The 18101-nt window shown below is 38.2% G+C and carries 17 protein-coding genes; 7 read left to right on the forward strand and 10 right to left on the reverse strand.

Translation table 11 applies throughout. From position 1 onward, the window contains the following. Positions 1-10 precede the first annotated feature (10 nt). Positions 11-532 carry a flavin reductase family protein gene (locus tag AC1M9C_RS10010; RefSeq protein WP_179997732.1) on the reverse strand — a complete coding sequence of 174 codons (522 nt, stop codon included), beginning with the start codon at positions 530-532 and terminating at the stop codon, positions 11-13. A gap of 45 nt (positions 533-577) precedes the next feature. Further along, the gene (locus tag AC1M9C_RS10015; RefSeq protein ID WP_481586497.1) at positions 578-1828 is read right to left on the reverse strand and encodes a dienelactone hydrolase family protein; all 1251 of its coding nucleotides are present in this window, start codon (positions 1826-1828) and stop codon (positions 578-580) included. Positions 1829-2027: 199 nt separating this feature from the next. Between AC1M9C_RS10015 and cysG the strand changes: the two genes are divergently transcribed. The 4 genes from cysG (at position 2028) to AC1M9C_RS10035 (ending at position 6786) form a co-directional block, all read left to right on the forward strand. Then, positions 2028-3413 carry a siroheme synthase CysG gene (gene cysG, locus AC1M9C_RS10020; RefSeq protein WP_481586496.1) on the forward strand — a complete coding sequence of 462 codons (1386 nt, stop codon included), beginning with the start codon at positions 2028-2030 and terminating at the stop codon, positions 3411-3413. A 28-nt stretch (positions 3414-3441) separates the two neighbouring features. Next, positions 3442-3921, forward strand: coding sequence for a tRNA (cytidine(34)-2'-O)-methyltransferase (locus AC1M9C_RS10025; protein ID WP_481586495.1), 480 nt, complete (start codon positions 3442-3444; stop codon positions 3919-3921). Positions 3922-4371: 450 nt separating this feature from the next. After that, positions 4372-5706, forward strand: coding sequence for a solute carrier family 23 protein (locus AC1M9C_RS10030; protein ID WP_481953660.1), 1335 nt, complete (start codon positions 4372-4374; stop codon positions 5704-5706). A 108-nt stretch (positions 5707-5814) separates the two neighbouring features. Further along, the gene (locus AC1M9C_RS10035) at positions 5815-6786 is read left to right on the forward strand and encodes an isopenicillin N synthase family dioxygenase (protein ID WP_481953635.1); all 972 of its coding nucleotides are present in this window, start codon (positions 5815-5817) and stop codon (positions 6784-6786) included. Positions 6787-6845: 59 nt separating this feature from the next. On the opposite strand, the gene AC1M9C_RS10040 is transcribed toward AC1M9C_RS10035, so the two are convergent. Next, complete coding sequence (locus tag AC1M9C_RS10040; protein ID WP_481953636.1) at positions 6846-7925, reverse strand: hypothetical protein; 1080 nt, start codon at positions 7923-7925, stop codon at positions 6846-6848. A 166-nt stretch (positions 7926-8091) separates the two neighbouring features. Between AC1M9C_RS10040 and AC1M9C_RS10045 the strand changes: the two genes are divergently transcribed. Then, positions 8092-8544, forward strand: coding sequence for a hypothetical protein (locus tag AC1M9C_RS10045; protein ID WP_481953637.1), 453 nt, complete (start codon positions 8092-8094; stop codon positions 8542-8544). Positions 8545-8579: 35 nt separating this feature from the next. Here the strand turns inward: AC1M9C_RS10045 and AC1M9C_RS10050 are convergent, their stop codons facing one another. From AC1M9C_RS10050 to rpoD, 7 genes are all read right to left on the reverse strand, one after another. Further along, positions 8580-10097: an outer membrane protein transport protein gene (locus tag AC1M9C_RS10050; RefSeq protein ID WP_481953638.1), complete on the reverse strand. Its 1518-nt coding sequence runs from the start codon at positions 10095-10097 to the stop codon at positions 8580-8582. Positions 10098-10404: 307 nt separating this feature from the next. Then, a complete protein-coding gene (locus AC1M9C_RS10055; RefSeq protein ID WP_035267885.1) occupies positions 10405-11799 on the reverse strand; it encodes an APC family permease in 1395 nt (464 codons plus the stop codon). Between the two features lie 267 nt (positions 11800-12066). Further along, positions 12067-13251: an iron-containing alcohol dehydrogenase gene (locus AC1M9C_RS10060; protein WP_481591777.1), complete on the reverse strand. Its 1185-nt coding sequence runs from the start codon at positions 13249-13251 to the stop codon at positions 12067-12069. A 2-nt stretch (positions 13252-13253) separates the two neighbouring features. Continuing rightward, entirely contained in the window at positions 13254-13787 is a 534-nt protein-coding gene (locus AC1M9C_RS10065; protein ID WP_179997739.1) for a hypothetical protein, read from the reverse strand. A gap of 77 nt (positions 13788-13864) precedes the next feature. Continuing rightward, positions 13865-14521, reverse strand: a complete 657-nt coding sequence (gene lipB / locus AC1M9C_RS10070; RefSeq protein WP_481953639.1) for a lipoyl(octanoyl) transferase LipB — start codon at positions 14519-14521, stop codon at positions 13865-13867. 130 nt (positions 14522-14651) lie between these two features. Then, on the reverse strand, positions 14652-14939 hold the full coding sequence (locus AC1M9C_RS10075) for a YbeD family protein (protein ID WP_035270687.1): 288 nt from the start codon (positions 14937-14939) through the stop codon (positions 14652-14654). 127 nt (positions 14940-15066) lie between these two features. Beyond that, positions 15067-17004 (reverse strand): RNA polymerase sigma factor RpoD, encoded by a 1938-nt coding sequence (gene rpoD, locus AC1M9C_RS10080; RefSeq protein ID WP_228133303.1) that lies wholly within the window; start codon positions 17002-17004, stop codon positions 15067-15069. A 297-nt stretch (positions 17005-17301) separates the two neighbouring features. On the opposite strand from rpoD, the gene AC1M9C_RS10085 reads away from it, so the two are divergent. Both AC1M9C_RS10085 and AC1M9C_RS10090 read left to right on the forward strand, forming a co-directional pair. Then, positions 17302-17508 (forward strand): PA3496 family putative envelope integrity protein, encoded by a 207-nt coding sequence (locus tag AC1M9C_RS10085; RefSeq protein ID WP_092766845.1) that lies wholly within the window; start codon positions 17302-17304, stop codon positions 17506-17508. A 66-nt stretch (positions 17509-17574) separates the two neighbouring features. Further along, a complete protein-coding gene (locus AC1M9C_RS10090; RefSeq protein WP_179997742.1) occupies positions 17575-18099 on the forward strand; it encodes a YecA/YgfB family protein in 525 nt (174 codons plus the stop codon). The last annotated feature ends 2 nt before the right edge of the window (positions 18100-18101 follow it).

Here is an 18101-nt window from a genome sequence, read left to right on the forward strand (position 1 = left end):
CGTGAATTCGCTATACACCAGCAAATGCTTGATGAAGATTTGCTTGTTTATATTGCCCGTTATGGAACACCAATGGATTTCCAAGCTGATTACGGCAGGCTTCAATTTGTCCCACAATAATGTAGTGATCCCCAGCTTCATGAAGCTCATACTGACGACAAACAAAAGTGGTTAAGGATTTATTTAGAATGGGGATGCCCATATACTCATCAACGTCATCTAAGCCTTCGAATTTGTCATCAGAAGATTTTGAGAAATGCTTAGACTCTTGATACTGATCTTCACTCAAGATATTGATGGCAAAATATTCTGCCTGTTTGAAATCTTCGAAATGTGTCGCAGATTTTGCGATGTTCCATAAAATTAAAGGTGGATCAAGCGATACAGAAGTAAATGAGTTCGCTGTCATTCCAATTTTTTTATGATTTGAATCTAATGCAGTTACCACTGTAATCCCAGTTGCATACTGACCTAAGAGTTGGCGTAACGAGCGTTGCTCCAACTGTATTACAGGTGTCATTTCATTTAACATGATCATAATCCTTCATCTTAATTCTGATTGTCAGAATGAGTTCCTTTATTCGCCAATCGGTTTATTTTCACTGGATGGCCAAGTTGGCATCAGTTCATTTGAGGGTAAAGTTTCATCTAAAAGTTTCTTGGCAGTTTCAACACCTGCAACAGGTAGTCCAGTTGGATCTAATACGCCAATTTGCACCAGTAAACTTGCCTGATCCCAATAGATATGCTCATGACATAGTTTCGGTCCACGGAACTTGATAATGCCGAGCATTGGAATCTCTACATATTTTCCCGTCGGTTTAATTCCAGGAATTAACCAATCAATTTCCTCATCATGAGTAAAACTCATAATGAATTCATCAACGACTTGAGTTGCGCCTACAGTTCGTGAAATAGGCGTCAGTTTCATATCTTTTGGATTGTTATGAACAAAATGGTATTGATAGAAGCGAGCTAATTGTTTGTAGCCGACGCCACCTGTCAATGTTGGAATGTGATTGACATAAGGCTCTGCCACCATTGTTGCCATCGTGTCTGGAACATTTCGAGTGTCAAATTCAAATCGAACATGCTCTTCCCATAGCGCAGCAAGGTCGTAATTTGGTCCTATTGCTTTGCGTAAAGCTGTAATGGTTCTTTCATGTGCCATGAGTGCACTAGGCTTGTGATAATGCATACTCTGTGGGCGAGCAAAGGCATGATCGACATCTGGATAAATATATGTTTCGACTTTTGAGTTGTTTTGCAGAGCAAGTAGGATTTGATCACGAGTGTTAGAATCACAGAATTGATCTTGTTCAGCAAAATGAAGAACCAGTTTGGATTGAATGTTGACTGCTTCTTCTAGGTTTTGCTCGATTCCTACACCATAGTAAGAAACAGAACAATTTAAATCTGGAATGCGGCAAGCTGCGAGATATGCCAATTTACCGCCTAGGCAGTATCCGACCAATCCAGTACCTGCATCTTGATCAACTGTTTCAAGGGATTTGAGTTTTTCAATTGTAGATTTGATATCTTCAATACCCAGATCTTGATTAAATTGAGTATATAAGTCATATGCTTTTTGAAAGTCTTCTTCGGTATAACCGAGTTCTACATTAGGTTGAATACGCCAAAATAAATCAGGAACAATAACGGTATAACCTTCTTCAGCCAAAAAATCTGCCTTTTGACGCATAACTTCATTAACACCGAAAATTTCCTGACATAACACAAGACCAGGACCTTTACCTACCTCAGGTACTGAAAGATATGCTTTAAACGAACCTGCTGATGAATGTACATCAATATATGAACCAGCCATCTCGATAATCTCCTTTACTGTTGAACTTATCATCGGCATCAGCAGGATTTTTGACTATCCAAATAGAGTTCAAGTTTTATCCGTTTTAGGTCCCTTCATCGATATGCATCTGTTAAAAAAGCTACCACTTGCTTACTTTTAAGCAGCTTGAGTAGTGGAGAAGGTGCTAAAATATAGTGGGCATATGAGGATCGATTCAGTGGATATTTTTCCAATTTCATTAAAATTGCAGCAGCAACCTTGTTTGATTGTCGGTGGAGGGCATATTGCATATCGCAAAGCACTGTTACTGCAAAAATCAGGAGCAAAAATTTCGGTTATTTCACCTGAGATTGAGGCGCAACTTTTAGAGATTGTCGAGAAAAGCTCTGGTCAATACATTCAAGCTCATTTTGAAGATCACGATTTAAAATTAAACGATTACCGTTTAGTGATTGCTGCCACAGATCAGCCTTTAGTGAATCAACAAGTTTTTGAAGAATGTGAAATCTTAAATGTATTGGTGAATAGTGTTGATGATCCACCACATTGCCGATTTATGGTCCCTGCAATTGTTGATCGCTCTCCACTTGTTATTTCAATTGCGAGTAATGGTGCATCCCCAGTATTGTCCAGACAGATTAGAACTCAACTTGAGACTGTTATCCCGCATGGAATGGGAGCATTAGCTAAAATCTCTGGTGAATGGCGACAACGTGTAAAACAAAAAATTGAAAATCCTGATGAACGCCGTATCTTTTGGGAAGAGCTGTATGCTGGACCTTTCAAAGAGCGTGTATTTAATAATAATCTGGCTGAAGCAGAAAAAATTATTCATCAATCTTTAATAGAATGGAACAAACCTAAAGGTGAAGTTTATTTAGTTGGGGCAGGTCCAGGTGATCCCGAGCTTCTCACACTCAAAGCTTTAAGGTTGATGCAACAAGCAGATGTTGTGATTTATGACCGTTTAGTTTCTGGTGCTATTATGGAGTTATGCCGCCGGGATGCTGAAAAAATCTATGTGGGTAAAGCAAGGTCAAATCATGCTGTTCCACAAGAAGGTATTAATGCTTTACTCGTGAAATATGCGAATGAAGGCAAACGTGTCTGCCGTTTAAAAGGAGGAGATCCTTTTATTTTTGGGCGAGGTGGTGAGGAAATTCAAGAACTCTATGAGGCAGGAATTTCATTTCAGGTCGTTCCCGGAATTACCGCAGCATCAGGGTGTTCAGCCTATGCGGGTATCCCTTTAACTCATCGTGATTACGCACAAAGTGTTCGCTTCTTGACTGGACATTTGAAGGAAGGTTCTCCTGAACTTCCGTGGAATGAACTCGTGTATGAACACCAAACATTGGTACTGTACATGGGGCTTGTTGGATTAGAAAAAATCTGTGAAAAGCTTATTCAACATGGTCAACGAGCAGACATGCCTGTTGCTTTAATTTCTAAAGGTACGACACCAGAACAAAAAGTTGTTGTGGGGACTTTGGCAGATATCGCTTCGAAAGTGTTAGAAAATCAAATTCAGGCGCCAACTTTGACCATTATTGGTGAGGTGGTGAAATTAAGAGAACAGTTGAAATGGCAAGACGAACTGTAAAAGTCTGCTATAAAGTTGAGAAATTATTGTGATTCATGTTGTTTTATACGAACCAGAAATTCCTGCAAATACAGGAAACATTATCCGTTTATGTGCAAATACAGGAGCACAATTACATTTGGTCAAACCGCTAGGTTTTGAGCTGGATGATAAGAAGTTAAAGCGTGCTGGATTAGATTACCATGAATGGGCTCGCATGCAGATTTGGGATAATATCGAAGCTTGTCTGGAAAATCTAACGAGTCAAGGTGTCGATCAAGATTCGATTTATCCTTTAACGACCAAAGGTACCGAAACACCACATACCTCGAATCTGAATAGACCAGTTGCTTTACTCATGGGGCCTGAAACGCGCGGACTACCTGAACATGTTCGTATGATGTTCCCAAAGCAACATTGGATTCGTTTGCCCATGGCGCCAAATTCTAGAAGCTTAAATTTATCTAATGCTACGGCAGTGATTGTTTATGAAGCATGGCGACAACAAGGATTTAAAGATTTAACTTAAGTCAGTAAGGTCATCGAAAGGTGACCTTTTTTAATGCATAAAAGTTTAGTAAAACTTGGCTAATATGATGAAATATTCATTAAGAATAAAATTAAAATAATGATTTTAAATACGATTTGATTTTATATTTCGGGAATCAAATTTTTTTGAGTAAAAGTCTAAAAAATATACAAAACGGTCAAATTTTTTCATTTGTTAATGAAATTAATATTTATATAAAACAGAGTGTTAGGTTTGATTTTTGTTGATCTTAAACTAGCTGTCATCCAAACGAGATATTAGAAATTCGACCAATTGGTATATTTGTTGCTTAGTTAAAGTGAATATATGGTTCCGATAAATTTGATAGACGAACTGTGATTTGTACATAAACGAAATGAATTTATCAATGTACAGCCAATGTCTAAAGATGTTCGACATTGGCTCACATTACCAATGGGGTGGTATGTGATGAAAGAGAATTGGTTTTCCAAATTTACTCCTTTTAAAGGGGATATTGAAAAAACTCCCGTTGCCATGAACGAGTACTTGCCTGCAGGACAAAGTATTGTACTTGGACTTCAACATACATTTGCCATGTTTGGTGCAACAGTGTTGGCACCGCTGCTCATGGGGTTTGATCCTAGTCTAACGATCCTGTTATCTGGTATTGGCACGATATTATTTTTCCTTATCACAGGTGGGAGAGTGCCAAGCTATCTTGGGGGTAGTTTTGCTTTTATTGGTGCTGTGATTGCTGTAACAGGCTATACCGGTTCAGGGTTAAATCCAAATATTGGGATTGCCTTAGGTGCAATAGTGGTATGTGGTATTTTCTATGCCTTGATGGGTTTACTTGTAATGAAAACGGGTTCTCAATGGATGGAGAATCTTTTACCACCAGTTGTTGCTGGTGCAATCATTATGATAGTTGGATTAAATTTAGCACCTGGGGCGATTAAAGCTGTATCAGGTAATGAGTTTGATACATGGATGGCTTTGTTGACCGCAATGTGTATTGGTGGTGTCGCAGTATTTACAAGAGGAATGTTGAGACGATTATTGCTATTGGTGGGTTTGATAGTTTCGTATCTTGTATATTTTGTTTTAGCTAACATGATGGGAATGGGTAAACCAATCGATTTTAGCTCGGTTTCAAATGCGGCATGGTTTGGTTTACCAACTTTATATCAACCTGAATTTCAAATGAATGCAATTCTGCTGATTTTACCTATCGCATTTATTCTTATTGCTGAAAATCTTGCGCATTTCAAAGTTGTAAGTGAAATGACTGGCAAAAATATTACGCCTTATATGGGTAGAGCATTTTTGGCAGATGGGGTATGTACCTCTATGTCTGGTGCTGTAGGAGGAACAGGATTAACTACATATGCAGAGAATATTGGGGTCATGGCGGCAACGCGTATTTACTCTACAGTGGTTTTTGTAATTGCGGGTATTGTCGCCATTATTCTTGGATTATCACCAAAATTTGGAGCACTCATTAGCACATTACCTGTCGCAATTTTGACAGGAACTTCAATGATTGTTTTCGGCTTAATCGTAATCGCTGGTGCGAAAATCTGGATCGAAAATAAAGTCGATTTTACTCAAAACGGCAATATTATTGTGGCATCTGTGACTGTGATTATGGGCGCAGGGAACTATTCGATTATGGTTGGTGGACTTGATCTCGGCGGCATTACAACGGCGACATTTGCGGGAATTATTCTAAATCTGATTTTTAATCGAGCTAAGCAAAAGCAGAATCAAATAGTAGCAGACGTTGTACCAGAAAAAACTTAAGTTTGAGACTTAGCTTTAAAGACAAATTTTAGCCAACCCTAAATTGTCGAAAGTTTCAGCAAGATAATGAACATGTAAAAGATGTATACCTGATACAAGGGGATAAAAATGGGAATACCAGTAATTGATTTAGCAGGCGTAGATATAAACAAACCAGAAAGTCAGGCGACTAAACGTGCAGTTGCTGAACTGAGAAAAGCTGCGATGCATTCAGGTTTTTTCTATGTGAAGAATCATACAGTTCCTTTAGAAATGATGACGCGACAGTTTGCATTAGCAAAAGAGTTATTGGCGCTTCCAGAAGACGTTAAGCAAAAATATGATGTACGTAACTTTTTTGGATTCCGTGGATTTGATAAGCTGAATGGTCAGCAATTAGACCCTTACGGCAAGCCAGATTATAAAGAAGGGTTTTATTGTGGTCGTAATTATCCTCAAGATCATCCTTTTGCAATCGCTAAATATCAAAACTATGGTCCAAATCAGTGGCCTGAAGAATTACCTCAATGTGAATTGATTTGTCAGGAGTACATCGATGAAATGTATAAACTGGCAAATTTTCTGATGCAACTTTTGGCATTAACGTTAAATTTGCCATCGAACTATTTTGATGCTTCAAGTAAAGATCCTATGGGAACATTACGTATGTTGCGTTATCCACCTACACCTAAAGATGATGAAACATATGGCGTTGGCGCGCATACAGATTGGGGGTCAGTCACCATTTTGGCACAAGATCAAATAGGCGGATTAGAAGTGTGCATGCCTGACGGAGAGTGGGTTGCAGCACCACCAATTGAAGGAACATTTGTAGTTAATCTAGGTGATATGATTCCAAAATGGACCAATGGTCTATATCACTCCAATCCACATCGAGTAAAAAATAGTTTTTCAAATGGTGCTTATCGTTACTCAATTCCATTTTTTTATGAACCAGACTATCACGCTGTGATTGCGCCAGTTCCAGGAACATTGAAAGAAGGTGAATTACCTTTATATGCACCATGTACAGTAGGGGAGCATTTAGAAGAAATGTATAATCGTTCGTATAAAAAAGCGGAAGAGAATGCGGTAGCTTAAATATCGCGATACAAAAAAAGCATTATCAATATAATGCTTTTTTTAATTATTCTAATGATTTATGAGCGATATTGATTGATAAAGTCCTCAGAACTTAGTCCTTTTTTAGCATGATGAATTGATGCTCTTTCCGCATATATTTGTCTGATATAGCGTGCTACTTCGCAGCTATCTGCAAACATATTATATTTCCAACCCAAACCATAGGACCATAAATTAATATTATCCACGGTCATGATTTCAATATTTGTATCCTCATGATTTAAATAATGATCAATCATCTTGCGAATGACCTCTTTGGTGCAGCTTAATTTATATGCATGCCATTCATCATGGGGACAAGCATTTTTTGGTGGCTGCCTAAATGGGTATTGAATGCCTCTTCCAGGGCGATTAAGACCGTGACCTTCCCATGGGCTGTATTCTTGGGACCATGTATTTAATGGCCCGTTTGGAACCGCAGGACGTATTTGCCCCCAATGTACCAAATTTTGATTTAACCAATCATCTGCAAAACTATCGCAGTTGAAAGGATCAAGCTTTCTAATCGCTTCTTGGTCATGTTGAAAAGAGATATAAGATTCGATTGGATTTTCGATTTTGAAAATACAGTGGCTATAGTCCATCGCCATTTTAAATGGAATACCTTGATGATTGACTAAAGCTGCAACTTTTTCTACCCGGCGATAATCTTCAGACCAATTATCTACGTGATTTTCAAAGGTAATGGTTATACCCTTACTTTGAGCATACTCATAAAAATATAAATAGGCATCAGCAACTTGTTGATCATTAAGACAGTTGAATTTACTGTCTTTTGCTGCAAGCATAATGTTGTGGTAGTTGGCGCCTACAGCACATGTAAGCTCGATATTTTCTTTGAATATTTTTTCATGTTCTCCCCAAATATAGCATCCGTAACCTGAATAAACTGGAATATTGTATTTTTGACTCCCTTTAATGTAATCATCAATCATTTCACGATGAGTCGGAATGTGATCGATAAAATCCCACACGCTCGATTCTGCAAGTAGATCGAATTTTTCCATTATTGATGGTTCTTTAAGAGATACTGGATGCTCAAATGATGTGGCTTGTATGCCTAGTCCAGCACAGCCTAATGGAAACATTTTTTTCATAAATTCAATACCAAAAATATATAATTAAATCAGTGAATTGATAATGCAAAAAAAATGCCTTAATCCTTTAATATTTCAATCTATTACATTATTAAAATGGCTTTTTTAAAATATCAGTTGTCTAATACGAACATAAATTTATCGAAATAAATTAGATAGGGGATGTATGATTAAAAACATTAAAAAATACAGCTATGGAATTATAGTAATCATCTGTGCAGGAATGACGACCTCTAAAGTGATGGCACAAAATGAAAATAAAGCACAAGCGGATTTAAATAATATTAATCCATTGACTCAACAGGAAATCGATCAAGCATTAGCTCAGATGAAAGCAAAAATGTTCAAAAATTTGGAAAATTGGAGTGCGGCGTTAAAACGAAATGATTTTGAGCGGACAGGAAAAAATTTAGTTTTAAAAAGTAAGAAACAGCTTGAATTATGTCATATATATCAAGCTTCTGTAGATGAAACATATTCTTTAGCGCAAAAAAATCGCCATCGTATGTCTATAGATGAACAGAAAATTGTGGATGATCGAAATAGGTTTATTGAGTATTTAGGATTCAAAGATAATCAAATTGATACTAAATTAGGTTTTAGTTGTCGATTAATTTAAAAAAGCACGGATGAAAAATCCGTGCTTTTTAAACTCTAGAAACGGTAACCAATTTTAAAGCTATATCCAATAGCTGTATTGTCTTTAAAATCTGCATCATAGCGATCGGTTCCGAACCAACTAGCAGATTGAGCTTTTGCATCACCTAACCAAAAATATCGTGCACCCGCTTGAATGAATGTATTTTTATTAAAGCTGTACTGACCACCTAATCCTGCACTCCAAAAACCTTCAGATGGACCTAAGGTAGAAACATATTCACCTGCACCAGAGTCCCATCCTCCGATAATGGTCAATGCGAGTTTTTCATTTAATTTTCTTGCGATACCGAATGTTGCAGATATTTGATCTTTTTCATAAGCGATTAAGTCGAAACCACGAGGTCCTTTACCTTGTCCCTCCGTAATCGAAGAAGTTAAAACTCCAAATTTGTATGGACGGATTTTGAACTCAGACCAATCTACCCAACGTAAATTGATATAAGCTAATGTATCAGCCATGATACCTGATTGGAAATCAAGGTTAACTGATTGTGGAGTTGATGCTGAGGTTTTACCTTCTGTATATTGGTAGTCGGTACCAAGTGCCCCAATTTTATCTACAATATGCCACCCAGGATGTACAATAGGTAATGTATCTGTAATCACTTCAGGCATACTTTCTTCAGCTTGAACTGAATAAGAAATTTTTGATCTGTAGGTTAATGAAGCTCTTAATGCAATTTCAGGAATTTGAAATGCAGCACCCGCTAGCCAACCAAAAGCACCTTCTTCAGGCATACTTGCTTTATAGCCTTGATAATCTTTTCTTGTATCACGACCAAGAAGATCTCTTGAACCTGTACCTTTTTCCTTAAAAGTACTACACAGTCCTACACCACTAGTCTGTGAATTACATAAATAACCACCTAATAGACTGTAAGCAGTTCCTTGTAAACTAAGATCACCTTTTACTGTTTGATAAACTGGGCCTGCATAAAAATTAAGGTGTTCATTAGGTTGGAAGCCTACGACTAGAGATAAACTATTTGTCGATACTTCAGCCTCTGTACTGCCATACTCACTGTGAAATGCACCATATTTTGTCGCAGATTCAAGGTCACCTAATGGCAATCGTCCTGAGCTGTTGACTCTGGAATGTTTTTTATCAGAGTTTGAATAAGAGGCTTTTGCTCCGAAAGGTTGGTCATAAATTAAACCTAATGAAATATTGTCAGTCACTTGAAATTTTAAATTAATATTTGCAAATCCGAACGTGTCAGCAATATCACTCAAATTTGAGCCCGCAATTTCCCCACCTGCATTAATATCATCTGCTGTAGGCATATTCCAACCATTCGGGTCTCTTAATCCTGCAGAAGCAGGGCCCGAAGGTTCAGTTCTCATTGTTCCTGAAAGATCAGCATCCAAAATTGAATAACTAAAATCTACATAGTTTCCTGGCTGTAAAAAGCCATTCATCGATTGGCCTGAACGATCCATAGCTGCAGCATAAGCGCCCGCGGTTGGAAACATTGCGACCAAAATCGCCCCAGTAAGTGTATTCAAACGCATTATTACATTCCATGTGTAATGAATATTATTAGAGCATTTACTCAAATATTTTGCTCTTTATACACATCGTGTAATTTTTGGTCAATGAGTATACTGACAAATATGTAATTTTTTGCCAATCATTTTTTATTTAATTTCATGTATTTACGTTTAAATGTGTTATTTCTCTCATTATTTTGAAATAAAGCTGCCTATTAGGATGTAGAGTTTATTTTTTAAATCAGAAATTTTGATTGATGTTTGATCATTTTGGTCAATTTGCATAATAAAAAAAGGCGCCTAAGCGCCTTTTCTAAAAAATCAATTTTTAACGATCATTAAACTCATCATGTTGAGGAGCAGGGTATTTAAAGCCTTTGGTTTTATAACCTAAATACAAAATACCACCAATCGCCCAAATCAAACCATATTTAAGCGATGCTTGATCGACCTCTAGCCACAATGCAAATACTGCAATAAAGCCGAGTAATGGTACGATAACGAAATTAATAATTTCTTTCGCTGTTTTAGTACGACCATCGCGTAACGCATACCGTGAGATAACAGATAAGTTCACAAAGCTAAATGCTGTTAACGCACCGAAGCTAATTAATGAAATAACAAAGTCTAAATCCATAAAACCAGCGGTTAATGCGACTGCACCTACGATCATGATGTTATATGATGGAGTGAAGTTTTTAGGGCTGATGTGACCAAAAATTTTCTTATTGATGACACCATCGCGTCCCATAACATACATGAGGCGTGATACACCTGCATGCGCAGAAATACCAGATGCCATAACAGTAATGATGGCAAATGCCAGTACATAAGACTGGAACAAAGATCCACCAACCAACAACAAAATTTCAGGTTGAGTTTCTGCAATATTCTGGAAGTATGATCCCGGATTATTAGGGAAATAGATCTGCATGAAGTAAGTGCTGACGATAAAGATAATCCCTGCAATTAAAGCAGTTAAGAAAATCGCTTTTGGTAGCGTTTTCTCAGTATCTTTAGTTTCTTCAGCGAGAGAACTGAGCGAGTCAAATCCTGTGAATGAGAAGCAGAGTAATGTCGCACCTGTGATCAAGGCACCCACTGAAGTTAACTCATTCCAAAATGGTTCTAAACTCCAAAGTTGGTAGCGTTGTTCAGCAGAGATTGGACCATCCGCGTTATATCCCATTTGGAGCTTGGTATAGACCATCCATGTAAATACAGCGATCACAATTAATTGTACGAATACGATTAAGCTGTTGAAATTTGCAACAAATCGCGCACCCCGAAGGTTAATACCCGTCATAAATGCTGTTAGCACAATGACCCAGACCCAATGATTGACATCAGGGAATAAAGCCTCAAGATAAATCACCGCAAGGATGATGTTGACCATGGGTGAGAGCAGGTAATCTAACCATGATGACCAGCCAACCATAAAACCAACGTTAGGGTGGATAGATTTTTGAGCATAGGTATAGGCTGAACCTGAAGATGGATATCTACGGATCATATGACCATAACTCAATGAAGTCAGTAAGATTGCAACAAGTGCAAAAATATATGATGTAGGAACGTGGAAATTACTTTCTTCTGATACTAAACCGAAAGTATCAAACAACGTCATTGGCTGAATATAAGCTAAACCGATAATAATGATGTGCCAGAGTCCTAGCGTTTTTTGCAGTTTAGCTGCCGATTGAGTCCCAGTTATATTAGTCAACGGCTTTATCCTCTTAATCGTTGATCAAGGATCAGTCAAATCAATTAAGGATCGTTTGAGACGAACGATCCCCCCTAATGTTTTTTCAAAAGTGCGCCAATCTAAACCAAATTGATGCAGTTTGTCAGTAGTTTGTGCGAGTTTTTTTAGCAGGATTTATGCCAAAGGTGTTGAACTCATGAGTTAAAACAACTAACAAATGAAAAGCCTGATGTCTAAAAAAACATCAGGCTAGTTTTAAGCGTATCTTTACTTATTTTGCGAAATTTACCAAGCTTTTTCTAAGATAGATTTCAAATCTTTTAATGTGGCTTCTTTAGGGTTGAAAATGATAGATCCGTCATTTAACGCTTTTTCGGCAACTTCATCTAATTGAGATTGCGTAACTTTGCCTGTCTCACGTAATGTACGTGGCAGTTTAGTTAAATCATAAATGCGATCACGCATTGTGTTGATAATCGCAATAGCTTTATCTGCACGTTGATTTGCTGGTGTCTGTGCATAGATATCAGTACCTGCAAGCGGTAGTAACAGGTCAGCAATCTTATCGCCATTCACATCCTTGTTGTAATCGAGCACATAAGGGAGGAATAAGTTCATGCACAAACCATGTGGTAAGTGAGCAACTGCACCTAGAGCGTGTCCAAGGGAGTGAACAATACCGACCATTGCATTTGAGAATGCAATTCCAGCCATGGTTGATGCTTGAGCAAGTTCTAAACGGGCATCAGCATCTTTAGGATTTTCCAAAACTTTAAACAAGTTTTCACTAATTTTTTTAATTGCAGCAGTAGCGTAAGCATCACTGATAGGATTCGCTGCCAAACACGTATAGGCCTCAACTGCATGTGTCATTGCATCCATTCCTGTCATTGCTGTCAGGTGTGGAGGTAGTGTTAAAGTCATACGTGGATCTAAAATTGCAGCACTAGGCATTAAATATTTTGAAGCAAATGCCATTTTTTGATTATTCGCTGTATCTGAAACCACAGCAACCATCGTGACTTCAGAGCCTGTACCTGATGTTGTTGGGATAACAAAAAAAGGCTTTAATGGGCGAGGCAGGTTGTGAGCACCTGAATATTTCAGCAGATCATCGCCTCCTTCCGAGACGAGAATATTGGCAGCTTTTGCTGTGTCGATGACTGAACCACCACCAATTGCAATGATGGCATCGCATTGATTGTTGCGATACATCTCAGTCACGGCTTTTACTGTTTCTAAACTTGAGTCCGGCGGAACTTCATCAAAAATTGAGCCAATTTTTACTTCTGTCGCTGCAAAAGCAGCTTCCACTGGTTCAAGTAGACCATTGGCACGTACGCCTTTGTCTGTGATGATGAGTGGTTTTTTTGAACCCATTGAATCTAGCTCAAATGGAATGTGTTCAAGCGCAGCATTACCAGCAATCACTTTAACTGGACAGAAAAATTCATAATATGGTTTAGCCATGCTTAAGCACTCCCTTTAATATATGACTGAGCAACTTTGAGATAAATATTTGCTGCACCTGTCAATTTTTCTTTTAATGACAGATTGACCGGATATTCTTTGACTGCAAGTTCAGCGACTAATTTTGGAAGAATAAGGGCTTCCATTTTATTTAGACAACGCACTAAACGTATTGCATGACCTAAATCGCCATCAGCAATCATACGGTCATTTGCAAATGCTTGTGCAGTACTTTCTTGGAAAGAAAATACCAAAAAAGCATGATGCATATGTTTAAAGGTAATCGTTAAATCTGGTTTTTTTGATGCATGGTCGACTAAGACAAGTTGATGTTGTGGATTCACTTGTGCAATAAAAGCCGCATCACTGTTGAAAACGTCCATTGAAATCGTGAAGCCGACAGGAAATTTAGCAATTTCCTGTTTTATTTCTTCATCGACTTGACTTGCCATCGCTAAGCCTCTGCCAATCACGTCAAGCATGAGTTTGACATAAGCTTGTTCTAGCGCGGGCTTTACAGAGTTAATAGAAATCACTCACTTGTCCCTTATCACATAGTTTTATAATTTAGAGTAAATACTCTAAAATTATCTAATGACAAAGTAAAGGAGTTTTAATGATCTTTCACGATAATTTGACTGAACAGGTCACTTTTTTTTAGATAGGCAATAAGGTCTTGAACTAGCGTATCGAAACTTGGGTAGGGATTTATCAAATCAGAGATTCTGACCATTTCAAGACCTGCATAACCACATGGATTAATGGTTTGGAAGCCTTCCAGATCACAATCTATATTAAGCGAGAGTCCATGATAGCTGCGACCTTTGCGGATTTTAAAGCCCAGAGATCCAATTTTTCTACCATAAACATAAACACCAGGTGCATCTGGTTTAGCATAGGCTTCGATACCGTATTTTTTTAATAAATCGATCATGACATTTTCTGCATAGCTGACCAAAGTACGGACATTCCAGCCTAATCGATTTAAATCAAACATAAAATATGCAACTAATTGTCCTGGACCATGCCAAGTGACTTGTCCACCACGATCAGTTTGAACAACTGGGATATGGCTAGGCACTAATATATGTTCTGGTTTGCCAGCTTGTCCTTGGGTAAGCACAGAATTGTGCTGCAAAATCCAAAATTCATCTGCTGTTTGTTCGTCACGCTGTTCTGTCATCAGCTTCATTTCTTGGAAGCGATCTTCATAAGAAGTGGTTTGGGTATAGTGACGAATAATCAATTGAGGTTTGGTTTTGACATCCACGGAGGTTAAGGCTCACATTCAAAAATAAGTTTTATTATAGACAATATTGTTGAATTAAGTGTGACCTAGGCACATACTTGATGAATAATTAACAAACATAAAAAAAACACGCATGAAGCGTGTTTTTTTATTAAAGTGCAGTTTTAATTAAAGGGCAAGCAGCCAAGTCTGCATAAACTTGATGTACTTGCTCAAGCTCTTCAAAACGAAGTTGCGCAGTAATTGAATGATACTTGCCTGTACGCGATGGTGTCACTGTCATTGCATTCCCATCAAAATCAGGGAAATGTTTAACAAAAATGTCATTCACTGCTTTGCGTAAATCCTCACCTGCAAGACCAATCAATTTAATTGGATAATCCATCGGAAACACCCAAAGATGTTCTTGTAGTTCGCGTGATGGAGTGCGATCGATCATGTCAGTCATAGGACACCTCATTAGTAAAAATACCTGCTATGCGCAGGTATTTAGAATTATTTGCTACATGCTTTATATTATGGGGGAGTGTCCCCCATATTCAAGCCTGTATTATCCTATGGATAGATTAGTCATTCTCAAGGAACGAGCGTAAATGTTCAGAACGCGATGGATGACGTAATTTACGTAACGCTTTTGCTTCGATCTGACGAATACGTTCGCGTGTTACATCAAACTGTTTACCAACTTCTTCCAAAGTGTGGTCCGTCGGCATATCAATACCAAAACGCATCTTCAAGACTTTAGCTTCACGTTCAGTGAGGTTTTCAAGTACCTCACGTGTTGCTTCTTTCAAGCCTTCTGAAGTTGCAGCATCAACTGGTGAAGTGATGTTACCATCTTCAATGAAGTCACCAAGATGTGAGTCTTCATCATCACCGATCGGTGTTTCCATCGAAATTGGTTCTTTAGCGATCTTAAGCACTTTACGAACTTTGACTTCGTCCATTTCGAGGCGTTCACCTAACTCTTCAGGTGTAGGTTCACGTCCCATTTCTTGAAGCAATTGACGAGATACGCGGTTGATCTTGTTAATGGTTTCAATCATATGTACAGGGATACGAATCGTACGTGCTTGGTCAGCAATTGAACGTGTAATCGCCTGACGAATCCACCAAGTTGCATAAGTCGAGAACTTATAACCACGACGGTATTCAAACTTATCTACGGCTTTCATCAAGCCAATGTTACCTTCCTGAATTAGATCGAGGAACTGTAAACCACGGTTGGTATATTTTTTCGCAATGGAGATGACCAAACGTAAGTTCGCCTCAACCATTTCTTTTTTAGCACGACGTGCTTTTGCTTCACCAATCGCCATACGTTTAGAAATATCTTTAATTTCACGTACGGTAAGGTCGAGATCTTTTTCGATATCAGCGATTTTTTGTTGGAAAGCAAGAACGTCAGGGCGTACTTTCTCTAAGTATGGTTTTTGGTCAGCAGTGGCTTTAGCAATTTGCTCATCTAACCAAGCTGGGTTTGATTCTTGACCAGGGAACGTTGTACGGAATTGAGTACGATCCATACGACCACGACGAACTGCGTAGCGCATTACTTCACGTTCTGCTGTACGAATTTGTTCATGCGTGCCACGAATCATTTCAGAAATGATGTCAAACAAACGTGGTGTGAACTTAAACATCATAAAGACGGTTGCGAGCGACTCAAGAGCTGCTTTACCTTCTTTACTGTTACGACCATGTTTTGCGATCGCATCCTTAGTCGCATTCCACGCAGCTTCTAACTCTGCAAAACGCACTTTTGCGATTTCAGGGTCTGGACCTGAATCACCCTCAGAATCATCATCACTTTCAGACTCTTCTTCATCATCGTCATCAAGTTTTACATCTTTAGTTGGTTTAGTCTCTGTTTCTTCTTCAAGATCAGCATCAACTTCTTCTAAAACTTCTGGAATTTCTTCATCAGACTCTGGATCTAAATAGCCTGAAAGGATATCGGCTAAACGACGCTCGCCAGTTTCGTAATCTTTATATTCTTGTAATACAACTTCAACCGCATTTGGCCAATAAGCAATTGAGTTTAAAACGTCACGAATACCTTCTTCGATACGTTTTGCAATCTGAATTTCGCCTTCACGAGTCAACAGTTCAACTGTTCCCATTTCTCGCATATACATACGAACAGGATCAGTTGTACGACCAGGCTCATTTTCTACAGATGCTAAAACTGCAGCTGCTTCTTCTTCAGCAACTTCGTCAGTCGTTTCTGCGCTACTACCATCAAACATTGCATCGTCAGATTCTGGCGCACGTTCGTGTACAGGAATACCGACGTCTTGAAGCATCTGAATGATATCTTCAATCTGTTCGCTTTCAGTGATCGAGTCTGGGAGATGATCGTTAACCTCAGCGTAGGTTAAGTAACCTTGTTCTTTGCCTCGGCTAATCAGAGCCGCTACTTGTGAAGTAGGGGAATGCATATCGCTCATCTTTGCTCTCTTCTCGTTGAATCTGTGGCGGGGAAAAACCGTGCATTCTAGCACAATTAACTTATCTTTAGTATCGTATTAACTCAGTATAATTGGTTTTGAAAACCAATGAATTAAGCTATTTAAGTCAATATTGGGTCAAAATTGTTCATTTCAAGCACATCATGCTTTTTATTTTAAACCAACAATAAGGCTCTGATCCTTGATTAAATAATGACATATTTTTTTGTCCAAAAAAAACTAAAATTTGTATAAATATCAGCGAAAAATAAAATAAAACTTGACAAGTTTTCTGAACAAAGATAAATAGCGCCTAGCCCCATTCATTTTTTCACACATGAGGTAGTTTTAGTGTCTTCTACAGATTTTGAACTAGATGATAACTACGGTGATGATGATGTTAGTTTTGATGAAACTACGAGCAAAATTAGCGCCAAAGAATCATTAGAAAAGCGTCGCTTGATTGATGACTTACTTGCACAGCGTCGTTTAGATCGTGAATTGAAAGATCTTGAATATGATTTTGACGATGATGATTTCGACGATGATGAAGACTAAATTAGATTGGGTATCCTGATCTAAAATGTTATTCTACGGAATTAAGATACAACCTTTGGAAATACAATGAGTGCATTAGATTTAGACTTGTTAAGTGACTACTTAGATGGCGACCAAAATGAGCATGGTCTAGATTTTGCTGCAACTCATGGTTTTTTGTGTGCGACAGCTGTAGGTCCTCAATTTGATCGTTGGTTGGATGAGTTATTTGACAATAATCAAAAGAAAGTGCCTGCAGAGATCGTAGCTCAAATTAAACTTTGGTTAGAAGATTTACGTCAAAAACTTGCCAATGAAGAAGGTATTGAATTTCCTTTTGAAATTGAAGAAGCAGATGTAGAGTCAAGCCTTGGGGATTGGAGTGTAGGCTTTGTCGATGCAATGTTCTTAAATGAAGATGCATGGTTCACACCTGAGTTTGAAGAGCAATTGGTTGATCTCACTCTGCCAATCATGGTGTTTAGTGGAGTTGACGAAGAAGATCCTCAAATGGAGTCTTTCCGCCGTAACGGTCAATTGATGGATGAGCTTGCAGAAGAAATTCCAGATAACTTGAATGAATTGTATTTGATGTATCACACGCCGAACTAATT

The sequence above is a fragment of the Acinetobacter sp. 24-47-39 genome, assembly GCF_056783825.1.